Genomic DNA, 22,551 nt, shown 5'->3' on the forward strand with positions numbered 1-22,551 from the left:
GTGGCCGATACGGTCGACCTTGGCGGGGTGTGGACCGCTGCGACGGACGAGCTGGCGGACGAGATCGCGTCCGCTCAGCAGCGTGCGTACCTGCGGCTCACCCGGCTGCGCGCCATAGTCGAGGACACCGCGCTGCTGTCCGTGCCGGACACGTACACCCGGGATGTGATCGAGTCGCGGCTGCGGCTGGCGATCACCGAGGCCCTGTCGCGCCGGCTCGGCCGGCCGATCCAGGTGGCCGTGACGGTCCGCCCGCCCGAGGACGGCACCGGCCGCCCGGGCACGGTCTACGGCACGCCGCCTCCCGAGCCGCCGACGCAGCCGCCCGCGCACTACGCGGACCAGCAGCAGCACTACGCCGACCAGCAGCCGCCGCGCTTCGCGGAGCAGCAGCCGCCGGCATACCCGGACCGCTATCCACAGCCGCCGTCCTTCGGTCACCAGGACAACTACGATCAGGGCTACGAGAAGTCGTACGAGCAGAGTTACGAGTCGGCCGACGGACCGACCGGTTCCGCCCAGGCGCCGTTCCCGCGCGCCGTCCCGTCGGCCCGTGACTCCCGTGACGGTCAGGACGCCCTGTTCGCCGCGCCGCTCCCGATGCCGGTGCGCCCGGCGGAAGGCCCGAAGACGGTCGCGGAGGACCAGCAGGAGAAGCAGGCTCAGACCCGTACGGAAGCAGAGCCGCAGCGTCGCGAGGCCCCGCGCCAGATGCCGCACTTCGCCGAGGCGCCGAACGAGTCGACCGGCCGCCGGATCGCCACCGACCCGGCCCAGCTGCGCGACAACCAGCGCCGCCCGGACGAGCGCCCGACGATGCACGCCCAGGACCGCCGCGACGACACCCTGCAGATAAGGCAGCACAGCGGCGACAACGGCCCGGGCCGCGCGCCCATGGACATGCGCGGCCAGGACCGCGACCGCCGGCCGGGCGGCAACGACGGCAACCGGCTGAACCCGAAATACATGTTCGAGACGTTCGTCATCGGCTCGTCGAACAGGTTCGCCCACGCGGCGTCGGTCGCGGTCGCCGAGTCCCCGGCCAAGGCATACAACCCGCTGTTCATCTACGGCAGTTCCGGGCTGGGCAAAACGCACCTGCTGCACGCGATCGGCCACTACGCGACGACGCTCGGCCACGCCCGCTCGGTGCGCTACGTCTCCACCGAGGAATTCACCAACGACTTCATCAATTCCCTGCGCGACGACAAGACGCAGGCCTTCCAGCGGCGCTACCGCGACGTCGACATCCTGCTGATCGACGACATCCAGTTCCTGGAAAATCGCGAGCGCACCCAGGAAGAGTTCTTCCACACGTTCAACACGCTGCACAACGCGAACAAGCAGATCGTGATCAGCTCGGACCGTTCCCCGCGCCAGCTGGCCACCCTCGAGGACCGCATGCGCACCCGCTTCGAATGGGGCCTGCTCGCGGACATCCAGCCGCCGGACCTGGAAACCCGCATCGCAATCCTGCAGAAGAAGGCCGCGCAGGAACGCATGTACGCCCCGGACGACGTCCTGGAATTCATCGCCTCCCGCGTCTCGAACTCGATCCGCGAACTCGAGGGCGCCCTCATCCGGGTGACCGCATTCGCCAGCCTGACCAGGTCGTCGGTCCAGCTCTCGCTGGCCGAGGAGGTCCTGCGCGACTTCATGCCCGACGGCGCCGGCCCGGAAATCACGGCCGACCAGATCATGGTGTCCACGGCGGACTACTTCGGCGTGAGCCTGGAAGACCTCCGCGGCCACTCCCGGTCGCGAGTGCTGGTCAACGCCCGCCAGGTAGCGATGTACCTCTGCCGCGAACTGACCGAGCTCTCGCTGCCAAGAATCGGCCAGGCCTTCGGCGGCCGCGACCACACCACGGTGATGCACGCGGACCGAAAAATCCGCCAGCACATGGCCGAGCGGCGATCCCTCTACAACCAGATCGCCGAGCTGACCAACCGCATCAAACAAAACACCTAGACCTTTTCCGGTACGCGCAGCGGCACCCACAACCGCAACAGCGGCTCAAGCGACCACAGCAATCAGCCAGGACCACCTCAAGCCCGGCGATCCCCCGCCGGGCTGAAGCGGCGCCAACCCCACCGGCCGTCCACACAGCTACCGTTCACCGCCGTGATCGCCGTGGCGGACGAAGCGGGATGGTTCCGCGGTTGCCGGTCGCCTCGACCAGTGCGGCCGCGACCGGATGAGGTGTTCCGCCCTGGCAGTCCTTCTGTCATATCGCGCCGGCCGGCCGAGGGTTCGCGTGCCCAAAAGCTCAGGGGTGAGATTCCCTCCGGGCCGATGGGTCGAAGGTTCCCTGGTGGGCCGGTGCGTGGGCGGCCCCCCACATGCCGACCCGCGCGGCCGATGAGCGTTGAGCCGGCCGAGTTCCCCGGCGGACCCTGGCCCCGGCGCTGTCTCCGGCAAACCGAGCTCGGACATCACAGCCCAGGCGGACCCGGACCCTGTGTCGTCACCGGCGACGACTCGCCCTCACCGAGCAGACCTTCTGCACCGGCCAGCAGCAACTTCGACGTGCCAGCTCAAGCCTCGCAGCCCCGCCCGGCCGAAACCCTGCCACTTTCACGTGAAGCCCTTCAGCTCTGACAAGCCGAAACCCTGCTTCCGCCGGTGAAGGCCTTCCTTCAGCTGGCCGAGCAAGAAGCTCACCACCGCGGACGCGATCTCCTCACCGTCGGGTGACGCCTTGGGCCGAAGGACAGAGGTCCCGTCGCCCGCTGGCGAAACCCTCCATACGAGAATCTGGTCCACCGCCAGGCAAAGCCCAGGGCTGCCCAGGCGCCCAGATTCGGTCACCTATTCAGGCCGGCCTCGTCCGACCGGCCAGGTCCGGGCGGCCAAGCCCGGTTGCTCCAGCCCGGTCGGTCAAGCCAGGTCGGCCCGGCCCGGTCACCTAGCTCCAGCCGGCCACGTCTAGTCGGCCGCATTCGGTCCACCAGGTCCGACCGCCCTGGTCCGGTCCACCAGGTCCGACCGCCTTGGTCCGGTCCGCCACGTCCGACCGGCCTGGTCCAGTCGGCCTGGTCCAGTCGGCCTGGTCCAGTCGGCCTGGTCCAGTCGGCCTGGTCCAGTCGGCCTGGTCCAGTCGGCCTGGTCCAGTCGGTCGCAAACGGTCCGTCTGGTCCGGTCCGCCTGGTCCAGTCGGCCTGGTCCAGTCGGTCGCAAACGGTCCGTCTGGTCCGGTCCGCCAGGTCCGGTCCGCCACGGTCGGTCCGCCAGGTCCGGTCGGGTTGGTCCAGGTCGGTCGCATTCGGTCCGCCAGGTCGGGGCGGCCAGGTCGGGGCGGCCAGGTCGGGGCGGCCAGGTCGGGGCGGCCAGGTCGGGGCGGCCAGGTCGGGGCGGCCAGGTCGGGGCGTCGCCCATGAAGATCCCCTCAGCCGCCGCGCGAAGCCCCTGCCCACGACCAAAGACTGCGGATCTTCCGATCGACGCCGTTCGCGCCGCGAAGCCGAAGCCGCCGCTGCTGCCGCCGAGATCTACATCAAGATCGAGTCGCCTCATCCCAGCCGACAAAAGCGGTCACCCGGCCGAGCGCAGTCCAGATCACCATGGCGTGAAACCCATCGCCTCACCGACCAACGACCCCGTATCGCGCAGCAGACGCCGTCACCCCACGCCAAGAGGCCTCGCCTCGCCCAATTGAGGCCCAGCCGCACTCCAACGGACGACTGACCGCTCCAACGGACGACTCACCGCGCCCCGCGGACGCCGGACCACGCCACCCGCGGACGCCTCGCCCGATCCCCGGTGGACTCGCCCAACCCCTCGCACCGCCCGACCGCGGCGTCGGATCCCGCGACTTATCCCCACCCCGTTCGTGTCAACGCCGCGACGAGACGGGATCGTGCCAACGTTATCCACAGCAGTTCACAGGCGTTCACAGGAAGTTATCCCCAGCGGTGGAAAACCTTCGGGGCCGTACCCCACAGATGTGGATGGGGCCTGGGGAAATCGATGTGGACAGACACGCACGGTCACGGCTGTCCCCACAGGCTGTGGACGCGTGTGGATTTCCTGTTGAAGGTTCTGGGGACGACGAGCCGGTAGCGTTCCGGCGTTATCCCCAGGCCTGGGCACAAACCCGGTGGATAACCGGTGGACAGACGGTGGACAACGGTGGACAACCGGAGTCGGGTCGACGACTGTGGACGCAGACCGGGGTTTGTACCCTGGTTTCCCACATGTGAATCACCGGTGGATAACCCGCTGACCTGCGCAAACGGGAGTTCTCCACACTTTGCACAGGACCGATGAAGACGACTATGTCTTCTCTAGGGAAATCCAAAAAGCAATCATCAGCGTTGGGGAAGGTGTGGATGAGCCGCTCGGCGGTCCGAACCATCCCTGACTTACCCACAGCACCGGGGTCGGACGCATGCTGCGCCGACCCGCGCCATAGAGTTCAGTGGGCGCCATCAGCACATCCGATGCTGGTTCGTCGAGAAAGAGTGACGCGGAGGGCATGGCATGAAGTTCCGGGTGGAGCGAGACGCACTCGCCGACGCTGTGGCGTGGACGGCGAAGAGCCTGCCGAGCCGCCCGTCGGTGCCGGTGCTCGCCGGCGTCATGTTGCGGGTGACCGACGGCAGGTTGCACGTCTCCGGCTTCGACTACGAGGTCTCCAGTCAGGTGAGCGTGGAGGTGCAGGCCGACGCCGACGGCGCCGCCCTGGTCTCCGGCCGGCTGCTGGCTGAGATCACCAAGGCACTGCCGAACAAGCCGGCGGACATCGCCGCTGTCGGTGCGCATCTCGAGCTCGTCTGCGGCAGCGCGCGCTTCACGCTGCCGACGATGCCGGTCGAGGACTACCCGACCCTGCCGGAGATGCCGTCCAGCGCCGGCACGGTCGACGCACAGACGTTCGCCTCGGCTGTCCAGCAGGTCGCTATCGCGGCCGGCCGCGACGAGACGCTGCCGATGATGACCGGCGTGCGGATCGAGCTGAACGGCACGTCGATGGCGATGCTGGCCACCGACCGCTACCGGCTCGCCATGCGGGAGCTCCAGTGGAGTCCCGACGACCCCGACATCAGCCTCAACGCGCTCGTCCCGGCGAAGACGCTGAACGACACCGCCAAGACGATGGGCCCGCTCGGCGGCGACGTCATCCTGGCTCTGGCGCAGGGCAACGCCGGCGAGGGCATGATCGGCTTCGCGGGCGGCACCCGACGCACGACCAGTCGGCTGCTCGACGGCGCCAACTACCCGCCGGTCCGCTCGCTCTTCCCGGCCAGCCACAACGCCGAGGCCCGGGTCAGTGTCTCCTCGCTCGTCGAGGTGGTCCGCCGCGTCGCCCTGGTCGCCGAGCGCACCACCCCGGTGCTGCTCAGCTTCGGCGAGGACGGCCTGGTGGTCGAGGCCGGCGGCACGGAGGAGGCCCGGGCCAGCGAGGCCATGGAGGCCGCCTTCACCGGCGAGCCGCTGACCATCGGCTTCAACCCGCAGTACCTGATCGACGGATTGCAGAACCTGGGCGCCCAGACCGCCGTACTCTCGTTCGTCGACGCGTTCAAGCCCGCTGTGATCTCCCCCGCGGCCGAAGACGGCGAAATCGTGCCGGGTTACCGCTATCTGATCATGCCGATCCGGGTAACCCGCTGATACTGGGCGGAAGAACCACTCATCTAGGGGGAACACCATGCAGCTCGGCCTTGTCGGTCTCGGCCGGATGGGCGGCAACATGCGCGGGCGGATCCGCTCCGCCGGGCACGAAGTCGTCGGCTACGACCGCAACCCGGACATCTCCGATGTCGCCAGCATCGCCGAAATGGTCTCCAAGCTCGCCGCGCCGCGGGTGGTCTGGACGATGGTGCCGGCCGGTCACATCACCGAGAGCACGATCGACGAACTGGGTGGGCTGCTGTCCGCCGGGGACATCATCATCGACGGCGGGAACTCCAAGTTCACCGACGACCAGCCGCGGGCCGACCGGCTCGCGCCCAAGGGCATCGGCTACATGGACTGCGGTGTCTCCGGCGGCATCTGGGGCAACCAGAACGGCTACGCGCTGATGGTCGGCGGCTCCGAGGAGAACGTCGCCACCTGCATGCCGATCTTCGAGGCCCTCAAGCCCGGCGGCCCGTACGGCTTCGTGCACGCCGGCCCGGTCGGCGCCGGCCACTACACCAAGATGGTCCACAACGGCATCGAGTACGGCATGATGCAGGCCCTCGCCGAGGGCTGGGAGCTGCTCGAGGCCTCCGAGTACGTGGACAACGTGCCCGGCGCGATCAAGAGCTGGCGCGAGGGCAGCGTCGTCAAGTCCTGGCTGCTCGACCTGCTCGACCGGGCGCTGGACGGCGACCCCGAGCTGGCCAAGCTCAAGGGCTACGCCGAGGACACCGGTGAGGGCCGGTGGACCGTCGACGAGGCGGTCCGGCTGGCCGTTCCGCTGCACGTCATCGCCGCTTCGCTGTTCACCCGCTTCGAGTCGCGGCAGATCGACTCGCCCGCCATGAAGGCCGTCGCCGCGCTGCGCCAGCAGTTCGGTGGCCACGCCGTCGTCGGCTGAGCGGTCCAGGCGGCTTCACCGCACGGCAAAGGAGCTGAACAGCCCAGGCGGCTTCGCCGCACTGCAAAGGAAATCAGTGAGATGTACGTACGCCGGGTCGAGTTGACCGACTTCCGTTCGTACGAGCGGGTGACGGTCGACTTCGACCCCGGCGTCGCGGTGCTCGTCGGCCAGAACGGCATGGGCAAGACCAACCTGATCGAAGCGCTGGGTTACGTGGCCACTCTGGACAGTCACCGGGTGGCCACCGACGCGCCGCTGGTCCGGGCCGGTGCCAGCTCGGCCGTGATCCGCAGCGAGATCGTCCACGATGGTCGCGAGCTGCTGGTCGAGCTCGAAATCGTGCCGGGCCGGGCAAACCGGGCCAGGCTCAACAGATCACCCGTACGCCGGTCCCGCGACGTGCTCGGCGCGCTGCGGATGGTCTTGTTCGCGCCGGAGGATCTTGAACTGGTCCGCGGTGATCCGGCCGAGCGCCGGCGCTATCTCGACGATCTGCTGGTGGCCCGGCTGCCCCGGTTCGCCGGGGTGCGCGCCGACTACGACCGGGTGGTCAAGCAGCGCAACGCCCTGCTGCGCACGGCGTACCTGACGCGCAAGGTCGGCGGCACGCGCGGGCAGGACCTGTCGACCCTCGCCGTCTGGGACCAGCACCTGGCGCATCACGGGGCTGAGTTGCTGGCCGGCCGGCTCGAGCTCGCCGCGTCCCTCGGTCCACATCTGACCAAGGCCTACGACGCGGTGGCGGCCGGGCGGTCGACGGCCACTATCGCGTACGCGTCGCGGCTCGGCGACTCGCTGGCGCCGGACCGCCCCCAGCTGGAGCAGGCGCTGCTCGCCTCGCTCGCCGAGCGGCGGCAGAACGAGATCGAGCGCGGCGTCACCCTGGTCGGCCCGCACCGCGACGATCTTTCCCTCACCCTGGGCGAACTGCCCACCAAGGGGTACGCGAGCCACGGCGAATCCTGGTCGTTCGCGCTGGCCCTGCGGCTGGCCGCCTACGACTTGCTGCGCGCCGACGGGATCGAGCCGGTGCTGGTGCTCGACGACGTCTTCGCCGAGCTGGACTCCGGCCGCCGGGAGCGGCTGGCGGCGCTGGTTTCGGACGCGACTCAGTTGCTGGTGACGTGCGCGGTGCCGGAGGATGTCCCCGCGACCCTGCAGGGCGCTCGCTACGACGTCGGACCAGGAACGGTGACCCGTGTCTGAGGGAACCCCGGAAAAGCCGCCAGCGGCTCCCAGGGACGCCGCGAAGCGGGCTGCCGGAGCGCCGAAGCGATCCACTGCGGGCACCGGTAGGGCCCGGGACCAGGCGGGCAACGCGACCCCCGGTTCCGACGGGCGGGCCGGTGACAACAGTCCCGACAGCTCTGGAAGCGGACCAGGCGTCGCGGCGGAAGCCGGGACAGCGGTCGGGCCGGAGCTCGCGCGCGCGGTCCTGGACGCCGCGCTCGCCAGACGGCGAGCCGCTCAACAGGCGCCGCGACGCCGTACCGGAAATGACGAAGGCACCGGCCGCCGCCTGCGCGGCTATTCCGGCCCCGGGCCGGATCCGCGCGATCCGCAGCTGTTCGGCGTGATGCTCGAGCGGATCATGAAGCAGCGCGGCTGGCAGAAGCCGGCCGCCGAGGCCAAGGTCTTCGGCGCCTGGGAAAAGGTCGTCGGCCCGGACGTCGCCCAGCACAGCCGCCCGGTCAAGCTTGACGCCGGCGTGCTCACCGTGGAGGCGGAGTCGACCGCGTGGGCGACCCAGCTCCGCCTGCTCGCGGCCAGCCTGCTGAAGCGCATCGCCGCCGAGGTCGGCCACAACGTGGTCACCAAGCTCAACATCCACGGCCCGGCGGCGCCGTCCTGGGCCAAAGGCCCGCGCCGGGTGCAGGGCCGCGGCCCGCGCGACACGTACGGCTGACAGTCCGGTCTTCTCAGTAGTCGGCGAAGACCGCGAAGCCCCGCTCGGCGCAGCGGCGGTAGAAGCCCGACAGCACCGCCAGCTCCGTACGGGCGAAGCTCCAGTGCGGTGCGTTGCCCGCCTCGTCCCGCAGCGCCGCCAGCCGCTGGTCCAGCCAGCGCAGCTGCTGCTCGGCGAGGCGTCCGCCGGCCACCGCGGCCCGCATCACGTTCGCCACGCTGTCGAAGGTGACCAGGTCGCCGTACGGCTGGTGGCCTTCCACGAAGCGTTCCAGCCCGCCGGCGATCCAGGCGCAGCCGTCCGGGTCGATGACGGGGTCCTCGTCCTCCGCGGCCGCGTCGGTGGCGTAGAGGACACCCTCCAGCCCCAGCAGCAGGTCGACGAGCTCCGTGTAGGCAGTTGCCCGTACCGTGCCGGTCTTGGCGATGTGCAGCGCGAGCGCGCCGGTGGGCGCGGCGATGTCCGGCGCGTCCGCGACGGCGCCGAAGTCGACGAACTCCGCGGGGGCGACCGGGTCGTAGAACCGGTTCGTCCGCGGCCAGTGCACGGCGACGTTGTCCAGCCCCTTGTCCAGCGCCATGGCGGGCTCACCTCTCCTCGAACTGCCGGGCTGCGGACCCGTCCGGCCGTGTACCGGGCCGCGCGGGCGAGGTTACGACACCGTCGCCTGCTGTCGTCAGGCAGTGTCGCAGCGCGTGGCCCCACCCGCGCGGAGGCGCGCCTCGAGGTCCGGGCGTCGAACGGTTCGCCGTTGCGGGGGGCCCGCATTCCGTGTAGGGGGACTCGTGGGAGTGGCCTTCAATCGCGCTACGGCAATCTGAGGTACCCGGACGAGGGTGCCGGACCCTCTACAACTCGCTCCGACGGAGTAGAATCGACGGAGACCGGGAAAGTCCGCCCCGTGACGGCACTCCGTCACGCTACGCGATTTTTCCAGCCGATCACGATCCGCGGGTGACCGCGGCGACCGGCGCGCTCGGCTCCACCGGTGGTCCGCCTTCTTCCCGCGGCTCGTCGCCGGTGGCTCGCCCTGCCCGTCGGTGGCCGCCGGCCGCCCGCCAACCCCGTGACCAGCCCGCCTCGCGCGGGCCGGCGCGAGAAAGTGGCCGAGGGTGGCAGAGAACACGCAGGAATACGGTGCCGGTTCCATCACCGTGCTCGAAGGTCTCGAGGCGGTCCGCAAGCGCCCCGGTATGTACATCGGTTCCACGGGCGAGCGGGGCCTGCACCACCTGGTCTGGGAGGTTGTGGACAACGCCGTCGACGAGGCGCTCGCGGGCTACTGCGACACCATCGACGTCGTCCTGCTGCCGGACGGGGGCGTCTCCGTCACTGACAACGGCCGCGGTTTCCCGGTCGACCTGCACCCCAAGCTGAAGAAGCCCGGCGTCGAGGTCGCACTGACGGTCCTGCACGCGGGTGGCAAGTTCGACGGCAAGGCGTACGCGGTCTCCGGCGGTCTGCACGGCGTCGGTGTCTCGGTCGTCAACGCCCTCTCCACCAAGATGTTCGTGGAGATCCACAAGTCGGGCAACGTCTACCGGCAGCACTACACCGCCTCCAAGCCCGGCAAGCTGGAGAAGGGCGAGGCGACCTCGCGCACCGGCTCGATGGTCCAGTTCTGGCCGGACCCGACGATCTTCGAGACCGTCGAGTTCGACTGGCAGACGATCTACCGGCGGATCCAGGAGTACGCCTTCCTCAACAAGGCCCTGACGATCAACCTGGTCGACCGGCGCCCGGAGTACGTCGACGAGGAGGGCAAGGCCCGCGAGGTCACCTTCATGTACGAGAACGGCATCGCCGACTTCGTGCGCCACCTCAACCAGACCAAGGCCCCGATCCACAAGACGGTGATCGAGTTCGAGGCCGAGGCGAACGACGAGGGCATGGCCCTCGAGATCGCCATGCAGTGGAACGAGTCGTACGGCGAGTCGGTCTACACCTTCGCCAACACGATCAACACCCACGAGGGCGGCACCCACGAGGAAGGCTTCCGGGCCGCGCTGACCAGCATCGTCAACCGGTACGGCGCTGAGAAGAAGTTCCTCAAGGGCGACGAGAAGCTCTCCGGTGAGGACATCCGCGAGGGCCTGGCCGCGATCATCTCGGTGAAGCTGACCAACCCGCAGTTCGAGGGTCAGACCAAGACCAAGCTCGGCAACACCAACATGAAGAGCTTCGTCCAGAAGATCGCCAACGAGCAGATCGCCGACTGGTTCGACCGCAACCCGGCCGACGCGAAGCAGATCATCACCAAGGCTTCACAGGCCGCCCGGGCCCGGATCGCCGCGCAGCAGGCCCGCAAGCTGGCCCGGCGCAAGTCGCTGCTGGAGTCCGGCTCGATGCCGGGCAAGCTGGCCGACTGCCAGTCGACCGACCCGCGGGTCTCGGAGCTGTTCATCGTCGAGGGTGACTCGGCCGGCGGCTCGGCCAAGCAGGGCCGCGACAGCCAGATCCAGGCGATCCTGCCGATCCGCGGCAAGATCCTCAACGTGGAGAAGGCCCGGATCGACCGGGTGCTGAAGAACAACGAGGTCCAGTCGCTGATCACGGCCCTGGGCACCGGCATCCACGAGGAGTTCGACGTCGCCAAGCTGCGCTACCACAAGGTGGTGCTGATGGCCGACGCCGACGTGGACGGCCAGCACATCCAGACGCTGCTGCTCACCCTGCTGTTCCGCTTCATGCGGCCGCTGGTCGAGCTGGGCCACGTCTACCTGGCCGCCCCGCCGCTCTACAAGATCAAGTGGAACAAGCGCGGCGACGACGCCCAGTACGCCTACTCCGACCGGGAGCGGGACGGCCTGATTGAGCTGCGCCAGCAGAAGAAGGCGAACGCCAAGCCCGACGACATCCAGCGGTTCAAGGGTCTGGGCGAGATGAACTTCCGCGAGCTGTGGGACACGACGATGGACCCGGGCTCCCGCACGCTGAAGCAGGTGACCCTCGACGACGCCGCAACCGCGGACGAGCTGTTCAGCGTCCTGATGGGTGAGGACGTCGAGGCGCGGCGCTCGTTCATCCAGCGCAACGCCAAGGACGTGCGGTTCCTGGACATCTGAGGTACGGGTGAGCGGCGTCGCTCGACGCCGCTCACCTCGGGTTATGCACAGCGAATCACCGCTTTCCACAACGTTATCCACAGCGAAATGCGTAGCCTGACGCCTTTTGTCGGGTTTGACTGTTAGTAAGGGTTAACTGTGACGGATACTCCCGAGACCCCCGCCGAGGAACCCCAAGACGTGCCCGGCGGCGGAGTGAGCCAGCGGGTCGAGCCGGTCGGCCTCGAGGTCGAGATGCAGCGCTCGTACCTCGACTACGCGATGAGCGTCATCGTCGGGCGGGCGCTGCCGGACGTGCGGGACGGCCTCAAGCCGGTGCACCGCAAGATCCTGTACGCGATGTACGACGCCGGCTTCCGCCCCGACCGCGGCTACGTCAAGTGCGCCCGCGTCGTCGGCGACGTCATGGGTAACTACCACCCGCACGGTGACTCCTCGATCTACGACGCCCTGGTCCGGATGGGCCAGCCGTGGTCGCTGCGCTACCCGCTGATCGACGGCAACGGCAACTTCGGCTCGCCGGGCAACGACCCGCCGGCCGCCATGCGCTACACCGAGTCGAAGCTCTCGCCGCTGGCCATGGAGATGCTGCGGGACATCGACGAGGACACCGTCGACATGCAGGACAACTACGACGGGCGGGCCAAGGAGCCCACGATCCTGCCCGCGCGGTTCCCGAACCTGCTGGTCAACGGCTCCGAAGGCATCGCGGTCGGGATGGCCACCAAGATCCCGCCGCACAACCTGCGGGAGATCGCCGCCGCCGTCCAGTGGTATCTGGACAACCCGGAGGCCGACGAGGCCACCACGCTCGAGGCGGTCCTGGGCATCGTCAAGGGACCCGACTTCCCGACCCGCGGTCTGATCGTCGGCCAGCAGGCGATCCAGGACGCCTACCGCACCGGCCGTGGTTCGATCCGGATGCGCGCCGTGGTCGAGGTCGAGGAGGACGCCCGGGGCCGGCCGTGCCTGGTCGTCACCGAGCTGCCGTACCAGGTGAACCCCGACAACCTGGCCGAACGGGTAGCCGAGCTGGTCAAGGAGGGCAAACTCACCGGGATCGCCGACATCCGCGACGAGTCGTCCGGGCGTACCGGAATGCGGTTGATCCTGGTCCTGAAGCGCGACGCCGTCGCCAAGGTCGTGCTGAACAACCTCTACAAGCACACCCAGCTGCAGGAGACCTTCGGCGCCAACATGCTGGCGCTGGTCGACGGTGTGCCCCGCACGCTCAACCTGGCCCAGTTCATCCGGCACTACGTCGACCACCAGATCGACGTCATCCGCCGGCGCACGGCCTACCGCCTGCGCAAGGCCGAGGAGCGCGCGCACATCCTGCGCGGCCTGGTCAAGGCGCTGGACATGCTCGACGAGGTGATCGCCCTGATCCGGCGCTCGCCCACCGTCGAGGACTCCCGCCAGGGCCTGATGCAGCTGCTCGACGTCGACGAGATCCAGGCCACCGCGATCCTGGACATGCAGCTGCGGCGCCTGGCGGCGCTGGAGCGGCAGAAGATCATCGACGAGCTGGCCCGGATCGAGATCGAGATCGCCGACCTCAAGGACATCCTGGCCAAGCCGGAGCGGCAGCGGGCGATCGTCTCCGAGGAAATGGCCGAGATCGTGGCCCGGTTCGGCGACGACCGCAAGACCGTCATCATCCCGTTCGACGGCGAGGTCTCGATGGAGGACCTCATCGCGCGCGAGGACGTTGTGGTGACGATCACACGAACTGGTTACGCGAAGCGCACGAAGGTCGACCTGTACCGCTCGCAGAAGCGCGGCGGCAAGGGCGTGAGCGGCGCATCCTTGCGTCAGGACGACATCGTCAGCCACTTCTTCGTGATCTCCACGCACTCGTGGATCCTGTTCTTCACCAACAAGGGCCGGGTCTACCGCGCGAAGGCCTACGAGCTGCCCGAGGCGAACCGCGTCGCCAAGGGCCAGCACGTCGCCAACCTGCTCGCCTTCCTTCCGGACGAGCACATCGCGCAGGTCATCCAGATCCCGGACTACCAGGTCGAGCCCTACCTTGTGCTCGCCACCAAGAATGGCCTCGTGAAGAAGACCCGCCTCGAGGAATTTGACTCCAACCGCAGCGGTGGCATCATCGCCATCAACCTGCGGGAGGATGACGAATTGGTGGGCGCCACGCTGGCCGCGCCGGAGAACGACCTGCTGCTGGTCTCGAAGAAGGCTCAGGCCATCCGGTTCAACGCGACCGACGAGGCGCTGCGGCCGATGGGGCGGGCGACCTCGGGCGTGATCGGCATGCGCTTCAGCGAGGCGGACGAACTGCTCGCGATGGAGGTGGTTCGTGAGGGCATGGACGTTTTGGTCGCGACCAACGGCGGGTATGCGAAGCGGACGCCGATCGAGGAGTATCCGGTGCAGGGCCGGGGCGGCAAGGGCGTGCTGACAGCCAAGATCACGGAGCGTCGTGGTGGGCTCGTCGGAGCGCTCGTGATCGACCCGGAGGATGAACTATTTGCCATCACCAGCAATGGTGGTGTCATCCGGACTCCCGTGAAGCCTGTACGGCGCACGCGGGATCGGAACACAATGGGGGTCAAGCTGATGGACCTCCCAGAAGGTGTAACCATCGTGGCGCTTGCTCGCAATGCCGACGAGCCTGACGAACAGGACTAGTTGATGCCGGAGACACAGGCGAAGTCGGGGGGCCCGGGATCCTCGGCATCTCCGGTCGACGCGGAGCCGAAGAAGGACGGCGCCGCACCGACCGGACGCGAGGGAGCCGGCCGCGCGGCGGTACCAGCCGATGCCCCGTCCCAGCCGAAGTTCACCCGCGCGCCGGGCATGGCCCCGCCGCCGGGTGAACCGCCCGCCGACAGTGACGGTCAGGCCGAGCAGAAGCGGCCACCGGCCGCCCCGGCGGGCCCTTCGGTCGCCAAGGGCTCGGCCACGGTGCCGATCGTCACCAAGGGCAAGAGCGGCGGGTCCGCAGCAGCGCCCCAGGGCGCGCAGGCCGGGCGCTCCGGGGTCCAGCCCCCGGCGAAGCCCGGTGCCGCGCCCCAGCGGCCCGCTGAGGCCCCCAAACGCCCGACGGGCAACGCGGCCGCCAGCGGTTCCGCCGCTGTCGGTGCCGCCCGGGTCTCCGAGGCGGTCCGTTCCGCGCGCTCGACGGTGACGTCGGCCGCGGCGCGTGGCCCGCGCCGGGCCCGGCTGAACCTCAAGCGGATCGACCCCTGGTCCGTGATGAAGTTCGCCTTCGCCGTGTCCGTGGTCCTGTTCATCGTGGTGGTCGTGGCCACCTCGGTGCTGTACCTCTCGCTCGACGCCATGGGCGTCTGGCAGACGGTCAACAACAGCCTGCAGAGCCTGGTGAACACCACCGGCGGCGGCACCGAGGCCGCGACGGCCGGCGGCGGCTTCCGCATCACCGCCTGGGGCGTCATCGGCACGTCGATGCTGATCGGCGCGGTCAACGTGGTGCTCTTCACCGCACTGGCCACGCTGGGCGCGTTCATCTACAACGTGTGCGCCGACCTGGTCGGCGGCGTCGAGCTGACGCTCGCCGAGCGCGACTGATCCACCCCGATCGTGGTAGCGGCCGCCGTGTCCGGCACGGCGGCCGCCCCCAATTTTGGGTAGCGCCACGGGGTACGGTAATCTTCGTGTCGCTGTCACGGGGCTATAGCTCAGTCGGTTAGAGCGCAGAGCTGATAACTCTGAGGTCGCTGGTTCGATTCCAGCTAGCCCCACCAAGCATCACCTCCCGCCGCAGATGTAAGGGGATCCAGCCATGCTGAAGAAGCTCCTGATCGTTGCCGGCGTCGTCGGCGCGGCGGCCCTGGTCGTCAAGAGGGTCAAGGCCTCCAGCGACGAGCGCGCCCTCTGGCACGAGGCGACGACGGCGCCCGACCTGCGCTGACGCCCCACCTACCGGGGGCCCTAGCTCAACTGGCAGAGCACCGCCTTTGCAAGGCGGGGGTTAGGGGTTCAAGTCCCCTGGGCTCCACAAACCAGCGCGCCGGTCGAGGTGGCTTCCAGCCCAGATCGGCCTGGGCGTAGCGGTCCGGGACCGAGGCCCACATCCGCGAGATCATTCGGATCCAGGGTGCGATTCCACATCTGCGGCCGGCGGTCGGTGAAGTCCGTAAGGCGCGGTGCACCTGGTCGGGTGAGGCCTTGGTCTCCAGGTCGAATCGCATTCTGTGATCCGAGCAGGGTCTCGGCAGATCACTGGAGTGGGGGCGAACCTTCCGCACTTCGCACGCGCTTTCGCCATCGGTGGTGGCGCCATGCGGCGGCTGTGACGGCCACGGCGAAGAGCAGCGCGGTAGTGCCTTTCCAAGTGCGCTCGAACCACCACCGGTTTTCACCGAATGCCGCGTCGCCGGCCATCATGAGCCAGATCCCTGGCCAGGCCCACTGCCAGCCGTGTGGCCGGGAGAAGGTGTCGGGCGGGTCGGAGAGGCCGACGTAGACAGCGGCTGCAGCGCCGCCGACCACGACGAGCGGAATTCCGAAGCGCCAGACGACGTCCCATAGCGACACGAGGCGATCATGGCATCTCGGCTGCTCGCGCGGTGCCCTCGATCCGACCCGGGCGGCGCTATCGCGTGGTGGTCTCGCGGATCATCGCGTCGGTCTCCGGGTCGGGCATGAGTTCCCGGACCTCCTGCGCGCAGCGGCAACTGGCGGCGATCTTCGCAGCCCACTCCAGCGCATCTTCGCGGGTGGCGACCTCGACGACCGAGAAGCCGCCGATGATCTCCTTCGTCTCCGGGTAGGGGCCGTCGGTCACCGTCCCGTTCGTGGCCACGATGCTCGCCCGCTGCCTTTCGAGGCCGGCGCCGTACACCCACACGCCGGCGGTGACCGCTTCCTGGACCACCGCGTGCGAGGCCTTGGCGACGTCGGCCATCTCCTCAGCGGGTATGTGGTCCATTGCGCCCTCGTTGAACGAGATCAGGTATCGGGTCATCCCATGACTCCTTGCCCGGGCGACGAAGCGCCGGAATCCGGTTCCCAGATGAGGATCTGGCGGTGGTGGCTGAAGCCGTTGCGCAGGTAGAAGTCGACTGCGCGGCGGCCTGAGTGGACGGTCACGTGCTCCAACTCCCGGCGTACGGCCTCGGCCAGGATCGCGGCCATCAGCGCGGCGCCGACGCCCTGGTTGCGGTGTTCCGGGCGGACCATGACCGACTGGACGTCGCCGTACCAACGATCCGGCGACTCGTGGCCGGGGACCCGCTCCGCGACGTGCAGCCAGGCGCTGCCGACCACGGACCCGTCGACCTCGGCGACGAACGGCAGGTGCGTCTCCGCATGGGCTGTCATCCAGCCGGCGAACGCCGCGAGTTCGTCCGGTCCCAGTTCGCGCAGCTCCGCCAGTGCTGCCACGTCCGCCGCGCCGGCCATCCGCACGATCACCCGGCGAAGTTTACGGGGACCGAGGAGGCCCTGCTGCCCTGTCAGGACGCCCGAGCGCCGATGGAGTTGCGATCTCGTCAGTCGCCGCCGATCCATTGAGGCGGCTGCCTCCTGAAAGAGTCAAGAGCCATTCGGTTGTTGCGGTGGGTCGGGGATCCCGGTCAATATCCACATGTGACGATGCGCACACGAGAGTGGATGACGACTGGCGAGGCGGCTGTGCTGCTGCGTTCGTCGCGGGCGCATGTGGTTGACCTCTGCCTGCGGGGGCTGCTGCCGTACGTGACGATCAGCTCGCGGCGGCGCATCCGCCGCTGCGACGTCGAGGCCCTGATCCAGCCGCGGATGGACCGGGACCAGCTCGAGACGCTGTGGCTGCACCGGGCCGTCGCCGGTCGGCTGGTCCGCAACCCCCGGGCGGTGCTGGCCGCCGCCGCCATCAACCTGCGCCGGCTGCGGCGGATCCATCCCGAGGGCCGGGCGTGGGAGTGGCTGGACCGGTGGGACGCCGTGCTGGACCAGGGAGTCGAGGCCGTGCTGGAGGCGCTGACCTCGTCGGCCGCCTACGCCATCGAGCTGCGGGAGACCTCGCCGTTCGCCGGGATTCTGCCGGAGAGCGAACGGCGCGCGGTGGTGGCGGCGTTCGCCGAGAGCCGCCGGGACCACGCCCGGTCGATGCCGCCGGAGAAGTTCGAGCGGGTGCTGCGCAGCGTCTGACTGACTCGTGCGTCACAGCCTCTTCTGGCCGAAGGTTGCCGGGTGAATAGTTAGCCCTACTAAGATCCTGTCGGCATCCGGGAGGTTCGATGCCTTCTTCCACCGCCGCCCAGCTGCGCGAACTGCTGGAAAACCTGCTGCAGTCGCCCTTGCCGGTCCGCCTCCGCGCCTGGGACGGATCCGAGACCGGCCCCACGGGTACGCCGATCCTGATCATCCGGAACAGACGGGCCCTCCGCCGGCTCATCTGGCGGCCCGACGAGCTCGGCCTGGCCCGGGCGTACGTGTCCGGCGACCTCGACGTGGAGGGCGACCTGTATGACGCCCTCGGCCGGCTCGCCGCGCTGATCTTCCGCGGTGCCGACATCCACGGGCTGCCGAAACGTGCTGTCGCCGCTGAGCTCGTACGCCTGGGTCTGCTCGGACCGCAGCCCAAGCCGCCGCCGGAGGAGATCGCGATGCGCGGCTCGCGGCACAGCCGGGGCCGCGATCGTCAGGCGATCAGCCACCACTACGACGTCGGCAACGACTTCTACCGGCTCGTGCTCGGCGAGACCATGGTCTATTCGTGCGCATACTGGACCAGCACGGACGCCGGATACCAGCTGGCCGACGCGCAGCGCGACAAGCTCGACCTGATCTGCCGCAAGCTGGAGCTCAGACCGGGCATGCGGCTGCTGGACGTCGGCTGCGGCTGGGGTGGGCTCGCGCTGCACGCGGCCCGCGAGTACGGCGTCGACGTCGTCGGCATCACGCTGTCGGCGGAGCAGGCCGACCACGCCCGCAAGCAGGTGGCCGAGGCCGGGCTCACCGCGCACGTGGAGATCCGGATCCAGGACTACCGCGATCTCGACGACGGCCCGTTCGACGCCATCTCCAGTGTGGGCATGGCCGAGCACGTCGGCACCGGCCCGTACGCCGAGTACGCCGCCATCCTGTTCCGGCAGCTCAAGCCGGGCGGACGGCTGCTCAACCACCAGATCGCGGCCCTGCACCCGGCACCCCCGGCCGAACGGAAGCGGCGCTCCTTCATCGACGCGTACGTGTTCCCGGACGGGGAGCTGGCGCCGCTGGGCACGACGGTGTCGCTGCTGGAGGAAGCCGGCTTCGAGGTTCGGGACGTGGAGGCGTTGCGCGAGCACTACGCGAAGACATTGCGGGCGTGGGTGGCCAACCTGGAAGCGAACTGGTCTACGGCCGTACGGCTGGTGGGGGCGGGACGGGCCCGGGTCTGGCGGTTGTACATGGCGGCTTCGGCGATGTCGTTCGAGCAGGCGCGGATCGGGGTCAACCAGGTGCTGTGCGTACGGGCGCACCGCGACGGCACCAGCCACCTGCCGCCGACCCGTAGGGAGTGGTTGGGTGCATCGATGTGACCGTTGCCACGTTAGGCGGTGCCCGGGTCGGTCGGCCCTGAGAAAGCGCCGGTCGGAGGGGTCGGCAGGGCCAGCAGACAGGCATCCCTGTCGGATGCCCGTGACCATGCGGGCACCGTCCGACAGTTAGCCTTCATTCGTGAGTGGACGGAAGCGAGCCGCGGCCATCATCGTGCGGGACGGCCGGGTATTGATGGTGCACGAGCGCAGCCTGCGGGACGGCAACCGGGAGTGGTGGACGCTGCCCGGCGGCGGCATCGATCCCGGCGAGACCGCCGAGGATGCGGTACGCCGTGAGGTGCTCGAAGAGGTCGGCCTGGTGGTCAAGGAAGCGCGGTACCTGCTGGACACGCCGTACCCGTCGGGGATGACGTCGGTGTTCGCGGTGACCGTGGCGGACGGCGAGCCGCAGCTCGGGGCGCACGTCGGTGGTCCGCTGCCGGTCGGGCTGGACTGGGTGCCGCTGCCCGACGTACGCCCGGACGGGCCCGGCCTGCCGATCCCGCCGATCATCGTCGCGCTGCCGGTGGACTGACCCGGTTACTGGTCGGCGGGGGCGGCCGCGGCTTCGGTGGTCGGCGACGTGATCGTGCGGCGGCGTTCGAGGACGAAGTAGGCGCAGCTCAGCGCGTACCCCAGGGTCAGCAGGCCACCCACGGCCCGGACCATGATCGGCGCGACGGCCAGGAGCGTCATGCTCAGCGCGCCCACCGCCCAGCAGGCGAGCAACGCGGTGTTGATCGTGTCCTGGGCGGCCCAGCCGCCAGGGCTGCGGCGGCGCGCCTGCCGCTGGATCTCCGTCAGGAGCGCGTGGCCCATGCCGCAAGCGAGCAGGCCGAGCAGCACGGTGGCGAAGACGGAGTGGGCGCCGCCGGCCACCGCCGCGACAGCTGTGCCGCCGGCCAGCAGAGCGAGACCACTGACGGTCCCGACCCGTGCGCTGCGTCTCTCCTCCACACCCACTGACAGTCGGCAAGATCTCGCCCGGCCTGAGGAGCGGGGTGACTTTCTGGTTATCCGAGGGCGGTTCGGGGGAGGATGTCCGACGTGATCGGAACCCTGAAGCTCGAACCCGCGATGTCCCGGCTCGACCTGCTCGCGGCGCCGGTCGCAGCCGCGCTGGAGGTGTGGCCGGCGGAGGCGCCCATCGACGGGGACCAGGTGCTGGTCGCGCCCATCGACGCGGACCTGGCCGACACGGCCGCTTTCTGCGAGGCGTACGGCGTGACGCTCGGGGAGTCGGCCAACTGCGTGATCGTGGCGGGCCGCCGCGGCGAGATCACCCGGTACGCGGCCTGCGTGGTCCTGGCCACCACCCGCGCCGACGTCAACGGGATCGTGCGCCGGCACCTGGACGTGCGCAAGGCGAGCTTCGCGCCGATGGACGACGCGGTGCAACTCACGGGCATGGAGTACGGGGGCATCACGCCGATCGGGCTGCCGCAGTCGTGGCCGGTGCTGGTCGACGCGCGGGTCGTCGCGACGCCGCACGTGATCATCGGCTCGGGGGTGCGGCACAGCAAGATCGCCATCGCGGGGCCGGCGCTGGGGGCACTGCCCGGCGCCGAGGTCATCGACGGACTCGCCCGCGAGATCTGACCTGGGCGTGATCTTGGCGCGTGGGGTGGTCGACGGGCTCGGCCGCGAGGTCTGACCGGGGCATGCTCCTGGCGCTCAGGGTGGTAGACGGGCTCGGCCGCGAGGTCTGACCGAGGCGTCATCCTGGCGCGCAGGGTGGTTAGACGGGCTCGGCCGAGAGATCCTGACCGGGCGTGCTCCTGGCGCTCAGGGTGGTAGATGAGCTCTGACCGGGCGGGGAATTGGGTGGACCGGCTGACGCGGTCCTGGTTCGGTCGGAGGCGTGATGCAGATCCGGCCCACGCGGCCCGCCGACCTGGCCGTCATCCAGCGGATCGAGCTGGCCGCCGGTGAACTCTTCCGCGCCATCGGTATGACCGCCATAGCCGACGACCCGGTACCCACCATCGAGGTGCTGACCGACTACCAGCGCGCCGGCCTCTCCTGGGTGGCTGTCGATCACACCGACCAGCCGATCGCCTTCATCCTGGTCAAGCGGGTCGACGGCAACGCGCACATCGAGCAGGTCAGCGTCCATCCCGACCACGCCCACCAGCGGATCGGCCACACCCTCATCGATCACGTCGAACGCTGGGCCGCCGGTCAGGGCCTACCCGCCCTCACCCTGACGACCTTCCGCGATGTGCAGTGGAACGGCCCGTACTACGAGCGGCTCGGCTTCACCGTGCTGACGGGCGCCGAGCAAGGTCCCGAGCTGCGGGCACTGATGATCGAGGAAGCCGCCCACGGCCTGGACCCCGAGCACCGAATCGCCATGATCCGCCCCATCCACAACGATCAATAACGTTTCACGTGAAACAGTGAGCGTTGAGCGGTGAGCGGTGAGCGGGCGAAGCTGCCGACAGCTCATCGAGAGGAGTCGACGGCCTCTCGCCGGGCGATCTCCTCCAGCGCCGAACGCAGAGCCGCCGGCTCCTGCGCGCCCTGGATGACGAACCGCCGGTCGACCACGTAGGTCGGCACGCTGGTGATCCCGAGCTCGCGAGCTTCGGCCAGATCGGCGTTGACCGCATCCGTGCCGGCCGGCGTGGCCAGGTAGGCGAACGCCGCCCGCGCGTCGAGCCCGATCGACCCGGCCAGCTGGGCCAGCGCGGCATGCGAACCGAGGTCGGCACCCAGCGCGAAGTGCGCGTGCTGCAAGGTCTCGATCATGTTGAGCTGCAGCTCCTGCGCCGCGGCCCAGGCCACCAACCGGTGCGCGTCGAACGTGTTGGCCGCGACCGCCCGCTCGTAGTCGAGCGCCAGCCCCTCACCGCGGACGATCTCCGTCACGTGCGCGATCATCTGGTCGACCTGCCGCGGGTCGCCGACCTTGGCCGTCATGGCCTGCCAGGTCGGCAGCGGCACCGGAACCGGCGCGGGATCGAGCTGGTACGCCCGGAAGGTCATCGAAGCGCCCCCGGGAAAACCGAGCAGCACCGCCTCCAGTCGCCGCTTGCCCAGGTAACACCAGGGGCAGACGAGGTCGTACCAGATCTCTATGTTCAAGATTCTTCAGTCCGGTCAAGGGCGGCGGTGGGGCGGTCGGATGGGGACTGCTCGCGGATCTGCCGCTTGAGCCGCCCGAGGATCGCCGTGCCTCCGCGGATCCGCAGCGGACTGATCGCCGTGGCCAGCCCCATCCGGTTGTAGAGGTCGTCCGGCACCGCCAGGATCTCGCTGGTCGACGCGCCCTCCAGGCCTTCGGCGAGGATGCCCGCGAAGGCCCGCGTCGTCGGCGCCTCGGGCGGGCAGTCGAAGTAGGTGCGGACCGTGTCGTCGGGCTGCACCTCGGCGCGCAGGAAGAACTGTGTCTGGCATTCCGGCACCTGTTCCATGCCCTCATGGCCGAGGGAGTCGGGCAGCGGGGGCACCGCGTCGGAGAACTCCAGCAGCATCTCCAGCACCACGTCGCGCGGCGCGGAGGCGAAGTCGTCCACGATCTCGGCCAGTTTGGCAGGCATGTCGCTCACGGCTCCGACC

General features: G+C 69.4%; 21 protein-coding genes and 2 tRNA genes. 16 read left to right on the forward strand and 7 right to left on the reverse strand.

The genetic code is table 11. The features are described 5' to 3' along the window. The 5 genes from dnaA to ACQP2Y_RS00025 all read left to right on the forward strand — a co-directional run bounded on the left by dnaA (window position 1) and on the right by ACQP2Y_RS00025 (window position 8,435). On the forward strand, window positions 1-1,971 hold the full coding sequence (gene dnaA, locus ACQP2Y_RS00005) for a chromosomal replication initiator protein DnaA (protein WP_433723371.1): 1,971 nt from the start codon (window positions 1-3) through the stop codon (window positions 1,969-1,971). Window positions 1,972-4,482: 2,511 nt separating this feature from the next. Continuing rightward, complete coding sequence (dnaN, locus tag ACQP2Y_RS00010; protein ID WP_360814997.1) at window positions 4,483-5,616, forward strand: DNA polymerase III subunit beta; 1,134 nt, start codon at window positions 4,483-4,485, stop codon at window positions 5,614-5,616. 37 nt (window positions 5,617-5,653) lie between these two features. Beyond that, complete coding sequence (gene gnd / locus ACQP2Y_RS00015) at window positions 5,654-6,526, forward strand: phosphogluconate dehydrogenase (NAD(+)-dependent, decarboxylating) (protein WP_433723374.1); 873 nt, start codon at window positions 5,654-5,656, stop codon at window positions 6,524-6,526. Between the two features lie 81 nt (window positions 6,527-6,607). After that, entirely contained in the window at window positions 6,608-7,735 is a 1,128-nt protein-coding gene (recF, locus tag ACQP2Y_RS00020) for a DNA replication/repair protein RecF (protein WP_433723376.1), read from the forward strand. A gap of 229 nt (window positions 7,736-7,964) precedes the next feature. Further along, a complete protein-coding gene (locus ACQP2Y_RS00025; protein ID WP_433732402.1) occupies window positions 7,965-8,435 on the forward strand; it encodes a DUF721 domain-containing protein in 471 nt (156 codons plus the stop codon). 13 nt (window positions 8,436-8,448) lie between these two features. On the opposite strand, the gene ACQP2Y_RS00030 is transcribed toward ACQP2Y_RS00025, so the two are convergent. Next, window positions 8,449-9,015, reverse strand: coding sequence for a hypothetical protein (locus tag ACQP2Y_RS00030; protein WP_360546693.1), 567 nt, complete (start codon window positions 9,013-9,015; stop codon window positions 8,449-8,451). Between the two features lie 532 nt (window positions 9,016-9,547). Here ACQP2Y_RS00030 and gyrB point away from each other — a divergent pair. From gyrB to ACQP2Y_RS00060, 6 genes are all read left to right on the forward strand, one after another. Further along, window positions 9,548-11,500, forward strand: coding sequence for a DNA topoisomerase (ATP-hydrolyzing) subunit B (gene gyrB / locus ACQP2Y_RS00035; protein ID WP_433723378.1), 1,953 nt, complete (start codon window positions 9,548-9,550; stop codon window positions 11,498-11,500). Window positions 11,501-11,638: 138 nt separating this feature from the next. Next, window positions 11,639-14,149: a DNA gyrase subunit A gene (gene gyrA, locus ACQP2Y_RS00040; RefSeq protein ID WP_433723380.1), complete on the forward strand. Its 2,511-nt coding sequence runs from the start codon at window positions 11,639-11,641 to the stop codon at window positions 14,147-14,149. 3 nt (window positions 14,150-14,152) lie between these two features. Further along, window positions 14,153-15,049: a DUF3566 domain-containing protein gene (locus ACQP2Y_RS00045; RefSeq protein WP_433723382.1), complete on the forward strand. Its 897-nt coding sequence runs from the start codon at window positions 14,153-14,155 to the stop codon at window positions 15,047-15,049. Between the two features lie 99 nt (window positions 15,050-15,148). Beyond that, window positions 15,149-15,225, forward strand: a tRNA-Ile gene (locus tag ACQP2Y_RS00050). Window positions 15,226-15,263: 38 nt separating this feature from the next. Continuing rightward, window positions 15,264-15,392, forward strand: coding sequence for a DLW-39 family protein (locus ACQP2Y_RS00055; RefSeq protein ID WP_360546700.1), 129 nt, complete (start codon window positions 15,264-15,266; stop codon window positions 15,390-15,392). 14 nt (window positions 15,393-15,406) lie between these two features. Continuing rightward, window positions 15,407-15,479: transfer RNA gene (locus tag ACQP2Y_RS00060), tRNA-Ala, on the forward strand. A gap of 221 nt (window positions 15,480-15,700) precedes the next feature. Here ACQP2Y_RS00060 and ACQP2Y_RS00065 read toward each other — a convergent pair. The 3 genes from ACQP2Y_RS00065 to ACQP2Y_RS00075 are packed head-to-tail and all read right to left on the reverse strand — an operon-like array spanning window position 15,701 to window position 16,897. Next, the gene (locus ACQP2Y_RS00065) at window positions 15,701-16,018 is read right to left on the reverse strand and encodes a hypothetical protein (RefSeq protein WP_433723384.1); all 318 of its coding nucleotides are present in this window, start codon (window positions 16,016-16,018) and stop codon (window positions 15,701-15,703) included. A 58-nt stretch (window positions 16,019-16,076) separates the two neighbouring features. Next, on the reverse strand, window positions 16,077-16,448 hold the full coding sequence (locus ACQP2Y_RS00070) for a YciI family protein (protein WP_433723386.1): 372 nt from the start codon (window positions 16,446-16,448) through the stop codon (window positions 16,077-16,079). Then, a complete protein-coding gene (locus tag ACQP2Y_RS00075) occupies window positions 16,445-16,897 on the reverse strand; it encodes a GNAT family N-acetyltransferase (RefSeq protein ID WP_433723388.1) in 453 nt (150 codons plus the stop codon). The genes ACQP2Y_RS00070 and ACQP2Y_RS00075 overlap by 4 nt, the downstream gene beginning before the upstream one ends. A 198-nt stretch (window positions 16,898-17,095) precedes the next feature. Here ACQP2Y_RS00075 and ACQP2Y_RS00080 point away from each other — a divergent pair, with 198 nt between their 5' ends. From ACQP2Y_RS00080 to ACQP2Y_RS00090, 3 genes are all read left to right on the forward strand, one after another. Then, complete coding sequence (locus tag ACQP2Y_RS00080) at window positions 17,096-17,614, forward strand: helix-turn-helix domain-containing protein (RefSeq protein WP_360814316.1); 519 nt, start codon at window positions 17,096-17,098, stop codon at window positions 17,612-17,614. An 89-nt stretch (window positions 17,615-17,703) separates the two neighbouring features. Continuing rightward, window positions 17,704-18,990 (forward strand): class I SAM-dependent methyltransferase, encoded by a 1,287-nt coding sequence (locus tag ACQP2Y_RS00085; RefSeq protein ID WP_433723391.1) that lies wholly within the window; start codon window positions 17,704-17,706, stop codon window positions 18,988-18,990. A gap of 139 nt (window positions 18,991-19,129) precedes the next feature. Next, window positions 19,130-19,525 carry an NUDIX domain-containing protein gene (locus ACQP2Y_RS00090; protein WP_433723393.1) on the forward strand — a complete coding sequence of 132 codons (396 nt, stop codon included), beginning with the start codon at window positions 19,130-19,132 and terminating at the stop codon, window positions 19,523-19,525. Window positions 19,526-19,530: 5 nt separating this feature from the next. Here ACQP2Y_RS00090 and ACQP2Y_RS00095 read toward each other — a convergent pair whose 3' ends face one another. Further along, window positions 19,531-19,947, reverse strand: a complete 417-nt coding sequence (locus ACQP2Y_RS00095) for a hypothetical protein (protein WP_433723395.1) — start codon at window positions 19,945-19,947, stop codon at window positions 19,531-19,533. A 93-nt stretch (window positions 19,948-20,040) separates the two neighbouring features. On the opposite strand from ACQP2Y_RS00095, the gene ACQP2Y_RS00100 reads away from it, so the two are divergent. Together ACQP2Y_RS00100 and ACQP2Y_RS00105 are read left to right on the forward strand one after the other, a co-directional pair. Beyond that, a complete protein-coding gene (locus tag ACQP2Y_RS00100) occupies window positions 20,041-20,589 on the forward strand; it encodes a YbaK/EbsC family protein (protein WP_433732404.1) in 549 nt (182 codons plus the stop codon). Window positions 20,590-20,854: 265 nt separating this feature from the next. Beyond that, the gene (locus ACQP2Y_RS00105) at window positions 20,855-21,373 is read left to right on the forward strand and encodes a GNAT family N-acetyltransferase (protein ID WP_433723397.1); all 519 of its coding nucleotides are present in this window, start codon (window positions 20,855-20,857) and stop codon (window positions 21,371-21,373) included. Window positions 21,374-21,435: 62 nt separating this feature from the next. On the opposite strand, the gene ACQP2Y_RS00110 is transcribed toward ACQP2Y_RS00105, so the two are convergent. Together ACQP2Y_RS00110 and ACQP2Y_RS00115 are read right to left on the reverse strand one after the other, a co-directional pair. Continuing rightward, window positions 21,436-22,077, reverse strand: coding sequence for a DsbA family oxidoreductase (locus tag ACQP2Y_RS00110; protein WP_433723399.1), 642 nt, complete (start codon window positions 22,075-22,077; stop codon window positions 21,436-21,438). Then, a complete protein-coding gene (locus ACQP2Y_RS00115) occupies window positions 22,074-22,541 on the reverse strand; it encodes a SufE family protein (protein WP_433723401.1) in 468 nt (155 codons plus the stop codon). Before ACQP2Y_RS00115 ends, ACQP2Y_RS00110 begins: the two co-directional genes overlap by 4 nt. Between the last annotated feature and the right edge of the window lie 10 nt (window positions 22,542-22,551).

Origin of the sequence: Actinoplanes sp. CA-051413, assembly GCF_050955795.1 — a bacterium.
Classification (GTDB): domain Bacteria; phylum Actinomycetota; class Actinomycetes; order Mycobacteriales; family Micromonosporaceae; genus Actinoplanes.

Coding starts and splice junctions, on each gene's coding strand:
- ACQP2Y_RS00070 (WP_433723386.1), bottom strand. CDS start 16,448: ATGACCCGATACCTGATCTCGTTCAACGAGGGCGCAATGGACCACATA.
- ACQP2Y_RS00030 (WP_360546693.1), bottom strand. CDS start 9,015: ATGGCGCTGGACAAGGGGCTGGACAACGTCGCCGTGCACTGGCCGCGG.
- ACQP2Y_RS00045 (WP_433723382.1), top strand. CDS start 14,153: ATGCCGGAGACACAGGCGAAGTCGGGGGGCCCGGGATCCTCGGCATCT.
- ACQP2Y_RS00080 (WP_360814316.1), top strand. CDS start 17,096: ATGACGACTGGCGAGGCGGCTGTGCTGCTGCGTTCGTCGCGGGCGCAT.
- recF (WP_433723376.1), top strand. CDS start 6,608: ATGTACGTACGCCGGGTCGAGTTGACCGACTTCCGTTCGTACGAGCGG.
- ACQP2Y_RS00105 (WP_433723397.1), top strand. CDS start 20,855: ATGCAGATCCGGCCCACGCGGCCCGCCGACCTGGCCGTCATCCAGCGG.
- ACQP2Y_RS00055 (WP_360546700.1), top strand. CDS start 15,264: ATGCTGAAGAAGCTCCTGATCGTTGCCGGCGTCGTCGGCGCGGCGGCC.
- ACQP2Y_RS00085 (WP_433723391.1), top strand. CDS start 17,704: ATGCCTTCTTCCACCGCCGCCCAGCTGCGCGAACTGCTGGAAAACCTG.
- dnaN (WP_360814997.1), top strand. CDS start 4,483: ATGAAGTTCCGGGTGGAGCGAGACGCACTCGCCGACGCTGTGGCGTGG.
- gnd (WP_433723374.1), top strand. CDS start 5,654: ATGCAGCTCGGCCTTGTCGGTCTCGGCCGGATGGGCGGCAACATGCGC.